The 14,262-nt window shown below is 61.4% G+C and carries 11 protein-coding genes and 3 pseudogenes; 8 read left to right on the forward strand and 6 right to left on the reverse strand.

What is annotated here, in order from left to right:
- Positions 1-23: 23 nt before the first annotated feature.
- The 4 genes and pseudogenes from QMO82_RS11070 to QMO82_RS11085 all read right to left on the reverse strand — a co-directional run.
- Complete coding sequence (locus tag QMO82_RS11070) at positions 24-812, reverse strand: hypothetical protein (RefSeq protein WP_183610840.1); 789 nt, start codon at positions 810-812, stop codon at positions 24-26.
- 255 nt (positions 813-1,067) lie between these two features.
- On the reverse strand, positions 1,068-1,280 hold the full coding sequence (locus tag QMO82_RS11075; protein ID WP_183610839.1) for a hypothetical protein: 213 nt from the start codon (positions 1,278-1,280) through the stop codon (positions 1,068-1,070).
- Complete coding sequence (locus QMO82_RS11080; RefSeq protein ID WP_183610838.1) at positions 1,277-2,086, reverse strand: DUF2092 domain-containing protein; 810 nt, start codon at positions 2,084-2,086, stop codon at positions 1,277-1,279. The genes QMO82_RS11075 and QMO82_RS11080 overlap by 4 nt, the downstream gene beginning before the upstream one ends.
- 170 nt (positions 2,087-2,256) lie before the next feature.
- Positions 2,257-3,482: pseudogene (locus tag QMO82_RS11085) on the reverse strand (adenylate cyclase); the annotation flags it as partial.
- Between the two features lie 87 nt (positions 3,483-3,569).
- On the opposite strand from QMO82_RS11085, the pseudogene QMO82_RS11090 reads away from it, so the two are divergent.
- From QMO82_RS11090 to hflX, 8 genes and pseudogenes are all read left to right on the forward strand, one after another.
- Positions 3,570-3,866 (forward strand): annotated as a pseudogene (locus tag QMO82_RS11090) (arylsulfatase); the annotation flags it as partial.
- 123 nt (positions 3,867-3,989) lie between these two features.
- Positions 3,990-4,304: pseudogene (locus tag QMO82_RS11095) on the forward strand (helix-turn-helix domain-containing protein); the annotation flags it as partial.
- 601 nt (positions 4,305-4,905) lie between these two features.
- Positions 4,906-5,895 carry an aldo/keto reductase gene (locus QMO82_RS11100; RefSeq protein WP_183607436.1) on the forward strand — a complete coding sequence of 330 codons (990 nt, stop codon included), beginning with the start codon at positions 4,906-4,908 and terminating at the stop codon, positions 5,893-5,895.
- Between the two features lie 206 nt (positions 5,896-6,101).
- Positions 6,102-8,372: a PAS domain-containing sensor histidine kinase gene (locus tag QMO82_RS11105; RefSeq protein WP_183607435.1), complete on the forward strand. Its 2,271-nt coding sequence runs from the start codon at positions 6,102-6,104 to the stop codon at positions 8,370-8,372.
- Positions 8,362-9,726: a sigma-54 dependent transcriptional regulator gene (locus QMO82_RS11110; RefSeq protein WP_064838387.1), complete on the forward strand. Its 1,365-nt coding sequence runs from the start codon at positions 8,362-8,364 to the stop codon at positions 9,724-9,726. The genes QMO82_RS11105 and QMO82_RS11110 overlap by 11 nt, the downstream gene beginning before the upstream one ends.
- Before the next feature lie 65 nt (positions 9,727-9,791).
- Positions 9,792-10,655, forward strand: coding sequence for a D-amino-acid transaminase (locus QMO82_RS11115; protein ID WP_183607434.1), 864 nt, complete (start codon positions 9,792-9,794; stop codon positions 10,653-10,655).
- 112 nt (positions 10,656-10,767) lie between these two features.
- On the forward strand, positions 10,768-11,010 hold the full coding sequence (gene hfq, locus QMO82_RS11120) for an RNA chaperone Hfq (RefSeq protein WP_003539403.1): 243 nt from the start codon (positions 10,768-10,770) through the stop codon (positions 11,008-11,010).
- A 77-nt stretch (positions 11,011-11,087) separates the two neighbouring features.
- Entirely contained in the window at positions 11,088-12,413 is a 1,326-nt protein-coding gene (hflX, locus tag QMO82_RS11125) for a GTPase HflX (protein WP_183607433.1), read from the forward strand.
- Positions 12,414-12,616: 203 nt separating this feature from the next.
- Here the strand turns inward: hflX and mazG are convergent, their stop codons facing one another.
- Together mazG and QMO82_RS11135 are read right to left on the reverse strand one after the other, a co-directional pair.
- Positions 12,617-13,462, reverse strand: coding sequence for a nucleoside triphosphate pyrophosphohydrolase (mazG, locus tag QMO82_RS11130; protein WP_183607432.1), 846 nt, complete (start codon positions 13,460-13,462; stop codon positions 12,617-12,619).
- Positions 13,463-13,482: 20 nt separating this feature from the next.
- Positions 13,483-14,070, reverse strand: coding sequence for a deaminase (locus tag QMO82_RS11135; RefSeq protein ID WP_183607431.1), 588 nt, complete (start codon positions 14,068-14,070; stop codon positions 13,483-13,485).
- Positions 14,071-14,262: the final 192 nt, after the last annotated feature.

Genomic DNA, 14,262 nt, shown 5'->3' on the forward strand with positions numbered 1-14,262 from the left:
ATCTGCTGTTCCAGGCGTCGTTCTCAGAACTGGATGACGACGCCGAGGATCGGACCCTGCTGGACGACGTCGAAGACAAAGCCGTCGTTGTCGTAATCAACGCCGAGTGCGCGGTATCCCGCAACGGCCGAGATCGTGTCGGTGAACTTGTAGCCGAGCGCGAGCGCCAGATCCCAGTCTAGATCCGCGCCGCCGGCGCCGACGAGACCCCATCCTGTCAGATAGATCTCCGGCGTGAAGAAGTAGTTGCCTCGGACGCCGACCAGACCGTCGACCCAGGTCGCGCTGTCATCGGCCTCGACGCCACCGAGGATCCCGCCATGGAAGGAGATGTTGGTGTCGACCGACCACACTCGGATGCCGCCGACGACATCGAGGTGTCCCGACTGGTCCTCCAGCACCGAGTAGCCGACCCCGAGAAGTCCGGCGAAGGTCTTTGAGGTGACGTCGACGCTGTCGGCGAGAATGCCAAGCGGCGTATTCGCGTCTGCGCCAAGCTTGGTGTAGATGATGTCGCCGAAGATGCTGAACCGGTCGTACCGCGCTTCACCGGCGGCCATGAAGGCGAAATCGAGGTTCTGCAGGATGTCGCCGAAATCGGAGTCGATATGAACCTCCGGCAATCCGAACTGTGCAATGTCTCCGGAAATCCCTGCCATCCAGAAATACGGCGCGACGGTGAAGGTCCAGCCGCTCGGGCTCTCGACTACTTTTGCATCGGGTGTTAGCGGCGTCGGATCGGCTGCCCAGCCGGGCGAGGTTGCCACGAGACCCGCGCAAAGGACCGCCGCGCGTAGAAGAAAAGCCGTCATGAAAGTCCCCCCTGCTTTGTCGGTCTCCATCGTGGTCGCCGACCAATCGAACATATCATCGATCTCCGCTCAACTCTGGCGCAACACCCGCCTGCGGATAAGTATGTTACAGTAGCATCTGTCCGTCTGTGGCATTGCCCGCATTTGTCCCGCCGATGTCGGAGTCAGGGTCTGCAGCTCGGCGTTGGGCGTACCTCGTCCTAGCTTTTCCTTCATGCTGGGCGCTTGTCGAATGCGTTCGCCAGGCCAGTTTTTCTAGCAATAATAGACGCCGGCGGCGCAACGCCGGACCGTGCGGCGCGCAACTCCAGCGACACTCACAGGCGTCAGCGGGCGGCCAATCCTGGCCTCTGCTGGCGTGAAGACCCCATCCACTCCCGGGATCGAAAGCCCGTTTCCAAGTTCGAGGCCGGACACGCCGATCGCCGTAGCGAGCAGCAGGGTTTTCAGTTTTCTTACGACGGTCATTTGGTGCCTCCCATGGCAAGGTGATCAGGAAGCTCGTCAATATCGGCAAGCTTCGTCAGGTCGACTTTCTCGGCGTTCGTGATGTTTTTGAAACCGAAATCGTCAGCAACGACATCGGTGCCTGTCTTCCAGTCACTGATCTGGATGCTGTATTGTGGGCTTTGATCCACCTGGCTTGCGGTGATGACATATCGACAGGGATATGGATGCTCGCCCTGAGCGATCCATATCTGCCAGTCGACTTCCTTGGTGCGGAATGCAAGGTGGTCGCATTCGACGCCGCCGATCACACCGCTGCCGAGGTCCTTGACGTCGACCACGTCGCGCATCAACTCGTCATAGGCATCCGGGAGCAGAAGATCGGCACCCGGAACGGGTCTATGGAGCTTGTCCCGCAATTCGTCGATCAGGTGATCTATGGTGCCTGGAACTTCTGTCTGGGCATAGAGGTTGGCGTTCTTGCCGAGCAGCGAGAGCGTCTTGCCGTCGAATGTGACCTCGACGTTGGCGAACCCACCAAACCGGGTAACCCGGAGTTTATCCGGTCGGCCCATTTCAATCTTGCCGGAACTTGCCAGCAGAAGCTTCTGATGGTCGACGGTGACCACCTCCAGGTTGGTGTCATACGAAAAGGAGATCGCCTTTTCTGCGGCCAGGTAGTCGGACATGGTTTTAACGAGCTTCTTGGCGTCTGCGTCGGCTGCGCTTGCAGCCGATCCACATCCCAAGGTGACCATCAAGCCGAGTGCCGCGGAAGACGCCGCCGCCACGGCAGGGTGCAAGGCTCGCTGGGGTGCTTTGGTCATCGACGAATCCCTTCGAATTGGTTTGGTCGGACGACTGAGATCGCTCCATGGGTCCCGAGTATGAAAGAACGACTGTCAGCGACCTACAGCCTACACGGACAGGACGGCGCGCGCGTGTAACATCGGGTATGTTCTGTTGGCAGTTTTCCTGACATCCGCTTCTACAAGCACTACCGCGGCTCAAGGGCCTCGGAGCCGTCGATCGGCCGCGACATCGTCGCCTGCGCCTCGTCCATTGCAAGCAGTCCGGCCGTTCGCAGATCGGCGATCACCCGTGCGCGGTCCTGCGGCTGGAAATTGCGCGTGTTGAGTTCGGCCACGATGTTCGGAATGAAATCGGGTCTCATTTCGTTGAACCGCGCGGCCTCTCTGCGGGCGCCCTCAATCATTCCGGCGTCGACGTAGATGACGGCAGCCACCGCATGGAATAGCGGGAACTTCTGCAGGTCCGCCTGCCTGATGTCGATGACCGCAGTCTTGTCGTCGTGCAGCATGTAGGCTGCGAGTGCGCGCGTTCCGCGATAGTAGCCGCAGCCGGCAGGGTTGAGAGCAATGGCACTATCCAGCAATGCGGCCCCGCGCTGCCACTCCCCGCTCATCGCCAGCCGGGTGCCAAACTCTCCTAGCAATTCGGTGTCGTTCGGATTGGTCGCCAGTGCCCGTTCGCCGATCTGAAGTGCTTCCGGAACCCGCTGGCTGAAAAACAGCGCCGTTGCCGGGATCCAGTTGAACGGCACGGCGGGCGGCCTGAAAGCTGCGATCTATCGGCGCGGACGAAATGGGCTTCCGATTGAACCTGAAACGATCCTCGTCGAGATAGAGGATGGACAACATCGCCCAGGCGGTCGCAAAGGATGGATAGCGGGCGACAGCGCTTTCGAGGCAGTTTCGAACCTCGCCGTGCCGCTCGGTGCTCAACTCGGCACGGTAAGCATAAAAGCTCAGCGTGCAGCCGTAGACGCCGAGATCATCAGGCGGGTTGGAGACATCGGCCTGGGCGATGATGCCATAGGGCTGCGCCACCGCGGTCGCAACCTTGTTTGCGACGTCGGACTGGATGGTGAACAGGTCGCGGACGCCGATGTCGTCGTCGTAGGTCTGCGACCAGAGGATCTCATCGGTCTCTGTGTCGAGCAGACGTGCCGTCACACGCACTCGGCTTCCGGAAACGCGGACACCGCCTGCCAGCAGGAAACGTACGCCAAGTTCCCGGCGAATCCGCGATGTCTCCACCTCTGGCGGCAACGATTTGGACGTCTCGCGACCCGAAGACCCTGATCTCCTTGAAGCGGGGAAGGGCAGTGAGCAGTTCCTCTGTCAGGCCAGTCTTGTAGAGTTCCGCCTGAGGACCATCACCGAGATTAGCAAATGGAGCGATCACCAATGTCGGGCCATCAGATCCCGCTATGTCGGCAGTCGGGAAGGGCCAGATCCAGCCAAATCGAATGGAGGTCAAGTCGGCCAGGGCTGCAGCGCCGCCTGATTGGAACAGCCGGACGGTTGGACAGGCAACACGGTGAAATTGGACGTGCCGACCGTTGTAAACCTGCGCCTTGATCCGTTCGAGCGTACGGCCTTTTTCAAGGGTAACGTTGGTTCACAAGAATACTTTGAATGGTACAAGTTCGAGTTTTGGCGTTTCGTCCTCGTTCAGCAAAAAGTTGAAGAGCTGGCGAAGACTGCCATTGAATTTCCGCCGATGCAGAAGGGCGCAAGCTTCGGAATAGACGCAGTCAAGGCACAAATCGCCGAGGCCATGCGCAAGCAACACGCACAGTAAGCCAAGTTGCACGTCGCATGGCGCGGCACGTCAATGCGGGTGGAGGGCTTTTCTGCCTCCAGCCGCATTGAACCAGCTTTTGTCGAGGGACGGCGTCAAGCCTCCTCACGCCGATCGGCTTGCGGCCGCACGCTGATCCGCACCGATGTGCGCATTGTTGCCGCCACCAACAAGGACCTGAAGCAGGCGATCAACCAGGGCCTCTTCCGCCAGGATCTCTATTACCGCTTCAATGTCGTGCCGCTGCGCCTGCCGCCGCCCGGCCTCTATGATCGTGTGCTGACGGAAATGGAGTATCCGCTGATCCTCGCCGCCCTGACGGCGACGCGCGGCAACCAGATCAAGGCGGCCGATCTTCTCGGTCTCAACCGCAATACCTTGCGCAAGAAGATCAGGGAACTGGGTGTCTCGGTCTATAGGAGTTCCCGCACCGCCTGAGCGCGTCGAGGGCGCGATAAAAAAGAAGGCGGCGGGCCCTCATGTTTGCCCACCGCCCACCCCTCCCGGCGTCCGCCGCCACGGTCGGGAGGAGAGGTGAGCCTATCTGAGCCAGGTCGCGGTTTATATCCAAGCAGAGAAACAAAACTGCGGTGTCATTCTACAGTCACATAAGTATTTGTGAGGAGTGATTTGACGCCAGGCGAATGTCATTGAAGTTGCTGCGGTCGTCGTCGCCTTGCCTGTGGATAAGCTGTGGATATCCGGTGGACGACACGATCAATCAGCGGTCGATAACGTCGCCGATTCCAATCGCATGTTGCCTATCCGTTCCGAATCTCATTATTTGCCGTTGCTGCCGTCGACCTCCGCCGCAAACGTCGTCGATCGCATGCCACGGGCGCTCCGACTGTTGTCGTGGAGCGCCCTTTTTCTTTACGCTCAGGGGCTGACGGGAACTGCGACATCGTGTTTTGGTCAACTTGGCGGGATGAGCCTCGCATATCGTTGCGCATGCCATAGATTACGCGAGTCGGTCGTCGATCGATCGCGCGACGCCGGTGATCGGCCGGCCCAGTTCAAAATTTTCGGGAGCTGCATGATGGAATATCGTCGTTTGGGAAAGTCGGGGCTGCAAGTGAGCGAGTTCTCCTTCGGCTCATGGGTCACGTTCGGCAAGCAGGTCAACGGCGGCGACGCCGTCGACCTCATGAAGCTTGCCTATGACAACGGGGTGAACTTTTTCGACAATGCCGAAGGTTACGAAAGCGGCAAGTCCGAAATTGTCATGGGCGAGGCGCTCAGGTCGCTTGGTTGGAGCCGCGACAGCTTCGTCGTCTCGAGCAAGGTCTTCTGGGGCGGTCAGAAACCGACGCAGCGCGGTCTGTCGCGCAAGCATGTGACCGATGCCTGCCACGCGGCGCTCAAGAGGCTTCAGGTCGATTACCTCGACCTCTATTTCTGCCACCGCCCCGACATCGACACGCCTGTCGAGGAAACCGTCCGGGCGATGCATGATCTCGTCGCCCAAGGCAAGGTGCTCTACTGGGGAACGTCGGAATGGTCCGCGCAGCAACTGACGGAAGCCTACGCCGTTGCCCGGGACCTGCGCATCACGCCGCCGACCATGGAGCAGCCGCAATACAACATCTTCGAACGCCAGAAGGTCGAGTCCGACTATCTCAGACTCTACGACCTCATCGGCCTCGGCACAACGATCTGGTCGCCGCTCGCCTCCGGCGTCCTGACCGGCAAATACAACAACGGTGTGCCGGCCGACAGCCGCATGAACCTGCCGGGCTACGAGTGGCTGAAGGAAAAATGGTCCAGCGATGCCGGCCGCGCCCAGCTCGCACAAGTTGGCGAACTGGCAAAGCTTGCCGACGAGATCGGCATGTCGATCACCCATCTCGCGCTTTTGTGGTGCCTCGCCAATCGGAACGTCTCGACCGTCATTCTCGGCGCGTCGCGCGCCAGCCAGTTGCAGGACAATCTCGCGGCCCTCCAGCACAGGCACAAAGTCACGTCCGACGTGCTGGATCGGATCGACCTGATCGTTGGAAACAAGCCGGAAGAACCGCGTCGCTTCTAAAAACTGTGACGGGCCGAGGGCATGCACGGCTTGACAACGTGACGGGGTGCGTTGCATTTTCGCCACAATGCGTTGCTTAAAGGTCACGCAAGGGTTTTGGTATTTCGCTCCCGATCGAGTCGTTAGCGCGCTGGCTTTCTTAAGCCGGCGTTGCTCGGTTTCGATCGGATGGCGAAGGCGGCGGCTGCCGTCTGAAGAGAGGCCGAATGACGCAGGATGGGGTATCGCCGGCGGCGGCAGGCGAGGCGGTGACGACGGTGACCGATCGTCGCGCCCTTTTCGCCGTGCCCGGCCTGGTGCTTGCCGGCGGCGCGCTTCTCTGCGCCACGGTGACGCTTTTCGTGCTGCTTGGTCTCACCCCGATCGCGCCGAGTTCGCATGTCGTCATCACCTCGGTGATCGTCAATTCCTTCTTTGTCCTGACGCTGCTGGCGCTGATCGGGCGCGAGGTGGCAAGGCTGCTCAAGGCGCGTACCCGCGGCCGTGCGGCCGCCCGTCTGCACATCCGCATCGTCGTGCTGTTCTCGATCGTCGCGATCACCCCGGCGATCCTCGTCGCCATCTTCGCCAGTATCACGCTGAACGCCGGTCTCGACCGCTGGTTTGCGCTGCGCACCCAGTCGATCGTCAGCTCGTCGCGCAATATCGGCCAGGCCTACATGATGGAGAATGCCAGCTATCTCCAGGGGCAGACAGTCTCCATGGCCAACGATCTGGAGCGCAACCGGGCGCTCTATAGCCTCGACCGGACGGGTTTTGCCGACCTGATGACACGCCAGGCGAGGGGCCGCGGCCTGCTCGGCTCCTTCCTCGTCGAGCGCGACGGCTCGGTGATCGTCCAGGCTGACATCGCCACCGAAAAACCGTTGCCGGCGATCCCGCAGGATGCGCTGGAAAAGGCCGCTGCCGGCCAGCCGACGCTGATCCCGCCCGGCGTTACCAACCTCGTCGGCGCCATCATCAAGCTCGACGCCATCCAGGGCACCTTCCTCTATACGGTGCGCGCCGTCGATCCCAAGGTCATGGGCGCCATGCGGATGATGGAGGAGAACGCCACCGAATACCGGTCGATGGAGGCCAACCGCTTCTCGCTGCAGGTCGCCTTCGCCGTGCTCTACATCGGCTTCGCGCTGATCGTGCTGCTCGCGGCGATCTGGACGGCGATCGCCGTTGCCGACCGCATCGTCCGGCCGATTCGCCTGCTGATCACCGCGGCCGACAGCGTCGCATCGGGCAATATGGATATCGTCGTGCCGGTGCACGCCGTCGATGGCGACGTGGCCAATCTGTCGCGCACCTTCAACAAGATGATCTCTGAGATCCGCACCCAGCGCGACGAGATCCTCGAAGCCAAGGACGAGGTCGACGACCGCCGCCGCTTCATCGAAGCGGTGCTGTCGGGCGTCACTGCCGCCGTCATCGGCGTCGAGCAGGATCGTCGCGTCGCCATCGTCAACAGTTCGGCCGAAACGCTGATGTCGCTATCGGCCGACGAGATGCTCGGCAAGCAGCTGGTCGACATCGCGCCTGAGGTCGATCACGTGCTGACCGAGGCGGCGTCGCGTCATCGCGGCGATTTCCGCAAGCAGATCGCGTTGGTGCGTGGCGGCACTGTGAGGACGCTGAGCGTGCAGGTCACCCGCGAGGAAGTGCGCGATATGAGCGAATCCTATGTGATTACGCTCGACGACATCACCGACCTCGTCATCGCCCAGCGCTCGACCGCCTGGGGCGACGTGGCAAGACGCATCGCCCACGAGATCAAGAACCCGCTGACCCCGATCCAGCTTTCCGCCGAGCGCATCCAGCGGCGTTACGGCAAGCAGATCGACCCGAATGACCGGACCGTCTTCGACCAATGCACCGATACGATCATCCGCCAAGTCGGCGATATCGGCCGCATGGTCGACGAATTCTCCGCCTTCGCCCGCATGCCGAAGCCGACCAAGGAGCCGAGCGACTTGCGCGACATCCTGCGCGACGCGATCTTCCTGCGCGAGATGGGCAATCATCATGTCAGCTTTGCGCAGGATTTCGGCGAGCAGCCGCTGGAGGGCCTGTTCGATAGCCGCATGCTCGGCCAGGCTTTCGGAAATCTGATCAAGAATGCCGTGGAAGCGATCGAAGCCGTTCCGAGCGACGAACGGGACGAACGCAAGATTCTCGTTCGCGCCGCCTTCGATTCCGGCCGCGACCGGTTCACCGTCGATGTCATCGACAATGGCCGTGGCCTGCCGGTGGAGAACCGCCACAGCATTCTGGAACCCTATATGACGATGCGCGAGAAGGGCACCGGCCTTGGCCTCGCCATCGTCAAGAAAATCATCGAGGAACATGGCGGGCAGCTCGAACTGCACGATGCGCCCGCCGATTTTGACCGGGGAAGAGGGGCCATGATCCGCGTGCATCTGCCACGCCTGGATCCGACACCCGCTGCTCCCGCAGCCAATGACAAGGAAAGCGTTTATGGCCTCTGATATTCTCGTCGTCGACGACGAGCACGATATTCGCGAGATCGTTTCCGGCATTCTCTCGGACGAGGGCCACGAAACGCGCACGGCCCACGACAGCGACAGTGCGCTGGCGGCGATATCCGACCGCGTGCCGCGGCTGATCTTCCTCGATATCTGGATGCAGGGCAGCAAGCTCGATGGTCTGTCGCTGCTCGACGAGATCCGGACCCGCCATCCGGATCTGCCCGTGGTGATGATATCAGGCCATGGCAACATCGAGACCGCCGTCTCGGCGATCAAGCGCGGCGCCTTCGATTTCATCGAGAAGCCTTTCAAGGCCGACCGGTTGATCCTGATCGCCGAGCGGGCGCTGGAAAATTCCAAGCTGAAGCGCGAGGTCTCCGAGCTGAAGCGCCGCACCGGCGACGCGCTGGAGCTGATCGGCACCTCGGTCGCCGTTTCGCAGCTGCGCCAGACGATTGAGAAGGTCTCGCCGACCAACAGCCGCATCATGATCCTCGGCGCATCCGGCTCCGGCAAGGAGCTGGTGGCGCGGATGATCCACAAGAAGTCGGCCCGTGCCAACGGCCCCTTCGTGGCGATCAACGCTGCCAATATCACGCCCGATCGCATGGAGGTGGCGCTGTTCGGCACCGAGGGGACGCCCGGTCAGGCGCGCAAGATCGGCGCGCTTGAGGAAGCCCATCGCGGCATCCTCTATCTCGACGAAGTCGGCGAGATGCCGCGCGAGACGCAGAACAAGATCCTGCGGGTGCTGGTCGATCAGCAGTTCGAGCGCGTCGGCGGCTCCAAGCGCGTCAAGGTCGATGTCCGTATCATCTCCTCGACCGCCTATAATCTTGAGAGCCGCATCACCGAGGGCTGGTTCCGCGAGGATCTCTATCATCGCCTCGCCGTCGTGCCGGTGCGGGTGCCGGCACTTGCCGAGCGGCGCGAGGACATTCCCTTCCTCGTCGACCAACTGATGCGCCAGATATCAGAGCAGGCCGGCATCCGTCCGCGCCGCATCGGCGACGACGCCATGGCCGTGCTGCAGGCGCATGATTGGCCGGGCAACATCCGCCAGTTGCGCAACAATATCGAACGGCTGATGATCCTTGCCCGCACCGACGGGCCGGATGCGCCGATCACTGCCGACATGCTGCCGACCGATCTCGGCGACATGCTGCCGAAAGTTTCCGCCAAGAACGATTATCACATCATGACGCTTCCGCTGCGCGAAGCCCGCGAGATGTTCGAGAAGGACTATCTGATCGCCCAGATCAACCGCTTCGGCGGCAATATCTCGCGCACCGCCGAATTCGTCGGCATGGAGCGCTCGGCGCTGCACCGCAAGCTGAAGTCGCTCGGCGTCTGATCCTTTCCGGCGCTGCCGACGCCGCGCCGTGCCCCTTATATCGCCCCCGGAAGACCAGGTTTCCCATGCCGAGAATTGCCTATGTGAATGGCCGTTACGTCAAACATTCCGATGCCAGCGTGCATATCGAGGATCGCGGTTATCAATTTGCCGACGGCGTTTATGAGGTCTGCGAGGTGCGCCATGGCTATATCGTCGATCTCACCCGCCATCTGAACCGTCTCGACCGTTCGCTCGGTGAACTCAGCATCGGCTGGCCGATGGGCCGGGCGGCGCTGACCCAGGTCATTCGCGAGACGCTGCGCCGCAACCATGTCCGCAACGGGCTTTTTTATATGCAGGTGACGCGCGGCGTGGCGCGGCGCGATCATGTCTTCCCGGCCGAGGGAACGCCGCCTTCGCTTGTCATCACCGCCAAGAGCACCGATCCCAAAATCATCGCCGCCAAGAATGCCAACGGCATCAAGGCAATCACAGTGACCGACAACCGCTGGGACCGCGTCGACATCAAATCCGTCGGCCTGCTGCCGAATGCCTTGGCTCGCCAGCAGGCCAAGGAGGCCGGCGCCCAGGAGGCGATCTATGTCGATGGCGACGGCATGGTGAAGGAGGGGGCGGCGACCAATGTCTGGATCGTCGATTCGAATGGAACGCTGGTGACGCGGCCGGCCGAACACGGCATTCTGCGCGGCATAACCCGCACCACCTTGATCGACGTCGCGGCCAAGCTCGGATTGCCGATCGCCGAGCGGAATTTCTCCGTTTCAGAAATGCTCGCGGCCCGCGAGGTCTTCCTCACCGCAGCCACAAGTATTTGTTTTCCGGTCGTTTCCGTCGATGGCCAGACCATTGCCAACGGTCATCCCGGCAGCCTCTCGCAGAAAGTCCGCGAGGCTTTTTTCGACGTTGCGGAAAAGATTGCGATTTGATACCAAGATTTGCTGGACAGGTGGAATGAGGGTGCCGCCGGTCTTCGCATGGTGAGGTTGATTGATATTCTACCGGCCAGATCAGGTCGGCAATAAAGAAAGAAGCGGCGCGATGGCGGAACGTTCTCAGAATCTGCAGGACTTATTTCTCAATACTGTTCGCAAGCAAAAGATTTCCCTGACAATCTTTTTGATCAACGGCGTGAAACTCACGGGCGTTGTTACGTCTTTCGACAATTTCTGTGTTCTTCTTCGCCGTGACGGCCATTCGCAGCTCGTGTATAAACATGCGATCTCGACGATCATGCCGGGCCAGCCCATGCAGATGTTCGAGAGCGAAGAAGCAGCGTCCTAACAGGATCAGCCGTCATTTCGACACGCGATACCAAGAACGATTCGATCATCCCTGAGGCCGCCAAGCACAGGGACGACATGCGCGCGACTGTCGTCGTGCCGGTTCTGAAATCGCGCAGTCGCGGCGGCCAGAGTGAATCGGCCTCGACCCGCACGCCGGAAAGCCGTCTCGAGGAGGCGACGGGCCTGGCCCAGGCGATCGACCTCGATGTCGTCAATGGCTCGATCGTGCCGGTCAATGATCCGAGACCGGCGACGCTGCTCGGCACAGGCAAGATCGAGGAGATCAAGGCGCTGCTCGATGAGCGCGATTCCGGTCTCGTCATCGTCGATCATCCGTTGACGCCGGTGCAACAGCGCAACCTCGAAAAGGAATGGAACGCCAAGGTCATCGACCGGACGGGCCTCATCCTCGAAATCTTCGGCCGCCGCGCCTCCACCAAGGAAGGCACGCTGCAGGTCGATCTCGCCCATCTGAACTACCAGAAGGGCCGACTGGTGCGAAGCTGGACCCACCTTGAACGCCAGCGCGGCGGCGGCGGCTTCATGGGCGGCCCCGGCGAAACCCAGATCGAAGCCGACCGGCGGCTCTTGCAGGACCGCATCATCAAGCTCGAACGCGAGCTGGAGCAGGTCGTGCGCACCCGCCAGCTCCACCGCGCCAAGCGCCGTAAGGTGCCGCATCCGATCGTGGCGCTCGTCGGTTATACCAATGCCGGCAAGTCGACGCTGTTCAACCGCATCACCGGCGCCGGCGTGCTGGCCGAGGACATGCTCTTTGCCACGCTCGACCCGACGCTGCGGCGCATGAAGCTGCCGCACGGCCGCACCGTCATCCTGTCCGACACCGTCGGCTTCATCTCCGACCTGCCGACCCATCTCGTCGCCGCCTTCCGGGCAACGCTCGAAGAGGTGCTGGAAGCCGATCTCATCCTGCATGTCCGCGACATGTCAGATCCCGACAACCAGGCGCAGAGCTCCGACGTCATGCGCATCCTGAACGACCTCGGCATTGACGAGGCCGAGTCCGCCAAGCGGCTGATCGAGGTCTGGAACAAGATCGACCGGCTGGAGCCCGAAGTACACGACACCATGGTGCAGAAATCATCAGGCGCCAGCAACGTGGTGGCGGTGTCTGCCGTCAGCGGCGAGGGCGTCGGCACGCTGATGGACGAGATCAGCCGCCGCCTCTCAGGCGTGATGACCGAAGCAACGATCCGCCTTCCCGTCGACAAGCTGGCGCTGCTGCCCTGGCTTTACGACCACGCGATCGTCGACGGCCGCGAGGATAATGAGGACGGCACGATCACGCTCGATCTGCGGCTGTCCGAGACCGAGGCGACCGAACTCGAACGCCGCATCGGCAACGGGCCGAAGTCTGGTAAGGAAGATTGGGAGCGGTAAGGCGCGCGTGGCGCTTGTGCCACTGCTGTCCGGTTGGCGCTAGTGCCTGCCCCTAACCCTCTCCCCGTAAACGGGGCGAGGGGACGTGCCCTGCGAGAGGTGAGCGAGGAATCGAGAGGTCGCGGTTATCCCCCTTCGCCCCGCAGGCGGGGAGAAGGTGGCGGCAGCCAGATGAGGGGCTGGCCAAAATCGCCGACATTAACTCACTCCGCCCCAACCACGATCGCCCGCTCGATCGCCTTGGCCGCCTGCCAGATTTCTTCCATCCGTTCCAGCGTCGCGTCTTCCAGCGTCTCACCTTCCGCTTCAAGAACGTTCTCTATATGGCTGAACCGACGCCTGAATTTCGTATTCGTCCCGCGCACTGCCTGTTCCGGATCCGCCTTCACATGCCGGCCGATATTGACGACCGCGAAGATCAGGTCGCCGAGTTCGTCGCTGACCTTCGCCCGATCGCCTTCCCGAAGTGCGGCCCGCAATTCGCCGATCTCCTCCTCGATCTTGTCGAGGATCGGTTCGGGGGCCGACCAGTCGAAGCCGACCTTGGCGGCGCGTTCCTGCAGCTTCAGCGCTTCCGTCAGAGCCGGGAAACTGCGCTGCACCGAGCCGAGGAAACCGCTCTTGAAATCCTCGCTGATGCCGCGCCTTGCCCGGCGCTCGGCGCGCTCGCGTTTTTCCGCCTGCTTGATCTCGTCCCACTGGATCTTCACCGCGTCGGGCGTGTCCGCCGCCGAGCGGGCAAAGACGTGCGGGTGGCGGCGGATCATCTTGGTGGTGATGGCGTTGACCACGTCGCCGAAGGAAAATTCCCCGGCCTCCTCCGCCATGCGGGCATGGAAGACCACCTGCAGCAGGAGGTCGCCGAGTTCGTCGCAGAGATCGTCCATATCGCCGCGCTCGATCGCATCGGAGACCTCATAAGCCTCCTCGATCGTATAGGGCTTGATCGTCTCGAAGTTCTGCTCGATGTCCCAGGGGCAGCCGGTTTCGGGATGGCGCAGCGCCGCCATGATCTCGATCAGCCGTGAAATATCTTTGGAAGGTTCCATGGTTCCTCGGTTCAGGGGCCTCAGTTAAGAGGAATATCGTTGGCGCTCTTCGACGACTGGTAACTGGACGACAGCGCATCGTAGCGTGCCTTGATGCGGGCGGTCTGCGCCTTCAGCGCGGTCTTCAGAGAAGCCTCTTCGGTCTCGACGAGATCGGCGATGGCAAAGCTGTTCCAGAAGGCGTTTTGCCTGCGATAGCCGCCGGGTTCAAGCCCAAAGACCTCCTTCAGGATCTTCAGGTCGTGCGGAATGGCGAAGGCATCGCGGGAATCCTCATGGCTGAAGAAATAGTAGAAATTGTCGAAGCCTGCCCAGGTGATCGCCGACATGCACATGGTGCAGGGTTCGTGCGTCGACAGGAAGATCAGGTCTTTGGTCGCCGGCTTGTCGCCAAGCTCGTAGAAGCGCTTCAGCGTATGCACCTCGCCATGCCAGAGCGGGTTCTCGAGTTCGTTGTTGGTCTCGGCGACGACGAGTGACAGATCGGATTTGCGCAGGATTGCCGCCCCGAACACCTTATTGCCGAGCGAAACCCCGTGCTCGGTCAACGGCAGGATATCCTCTTCCATGACCGCAAGCAGGCGGGAGGCGATGGTCTTGTCAGGCATGGACATCTCCGGTTTTCCCTCAGTCTATCGCCTTGGCGGCGCGAGTGAAATGCGCCAAACGCTGGTGGACGCCGTTTGTCACAGGCTTTACACTGCGCTGCAGCAATGGGCCAGGGTGGGGCAGTTGGTGAGGCATTTTTGTCAGCATGGGTGACTTTTCTCAAATCATTGATCGCGCGAGCAAAAGAATAC

Origin of the sequence: Rhizobium sp. BT04 (assembly GCF_030053135.1) — a bacterium.
Lineage (GTDB): Bacteria > Pseudomonadota > Alphaproteobacteria > Rhizobiales > Rhizobiaceae > Rhizobium > Rhizobium binxianense.

Bases quoted from the DNA above. Each gene is read 5' to 3' on its own strand.
- QMO82_RS11070 (WP_183610840.1), bottom strand. From the start codon at position 812: ATGACGGCTTTTCTTCTACGCGCGGCGGTCCTTTGCGCGGGTCTCGTG.
- QMO82_RS11075 (WP_183610839.1), bottom strand. From the start codon at position 1,280: ATGACCGTCGTAAGAAAACTGAAAACCCTGCTGCTCGCTACGGCGATC.
- QMO82_RS11080 (WP_183610838.1), bottom strand. From the start codon at position 2,086: ATGACCAAAGCACCCCAGCGAGCCTTGCACCCTGCCGTGGCGGCGGCG.
- QMO82_RS11100 (WP_183607436.1), top strand. From the start codon at position 4,906: ATGGAATATCGTCGTTTGGGAAAGTCGGGGCTGCAAGTGAGCGAGTTC.
- QMO82_RS11105 (WP_183607435.1), top strand. From the start codon at position 6,102: ATGACGCAGGATGGGGTATCGCCGGCGGCGGCAGGCGAGGCGGTGACG.
- QMO82_RS11110 (WP_064838387.1), top strand. From the start codon at position 8,362: ATGGCCTCTGATATTCTCGTCGTCGACGACGAGCACGATATTCGCGAG.
- QMO82_RS11115 (WP_183607434.1), top strand. From the start codon at position 9,792: ATGCCGAGAATTGCCTATGTGAATGGCCGTTACGTCAAACATTCCGAT.
- hfq (WP_003539403.1), top strand. From the start codon at position 10,768: ATGGCGGAACGTTCTCAGAATCTGCAGGACTTATTTCTCAATACTGTT.
- hflX (WP_183607433.1), top strand. From the start codon at position 11,088: ATGCGCGCGACTGTCGTCGTGCCGGTTCTGAAATCGCGCAGTCGCGGC.
- mazG (WP_183607432.1), bottom strand. From the start codon at position 13,462: ATGGAACCTTCCAAAGATATTTCACGGCTGATCGAGATCATGGCGGCG.
- QMO82_RS11135 (WP_183607431.1), bottom strand. From the start codon at position 14,070: ATGCCTGACAAGACCATCGCCTCCCGCCTGCTTGCGGTCATGGAAGAG.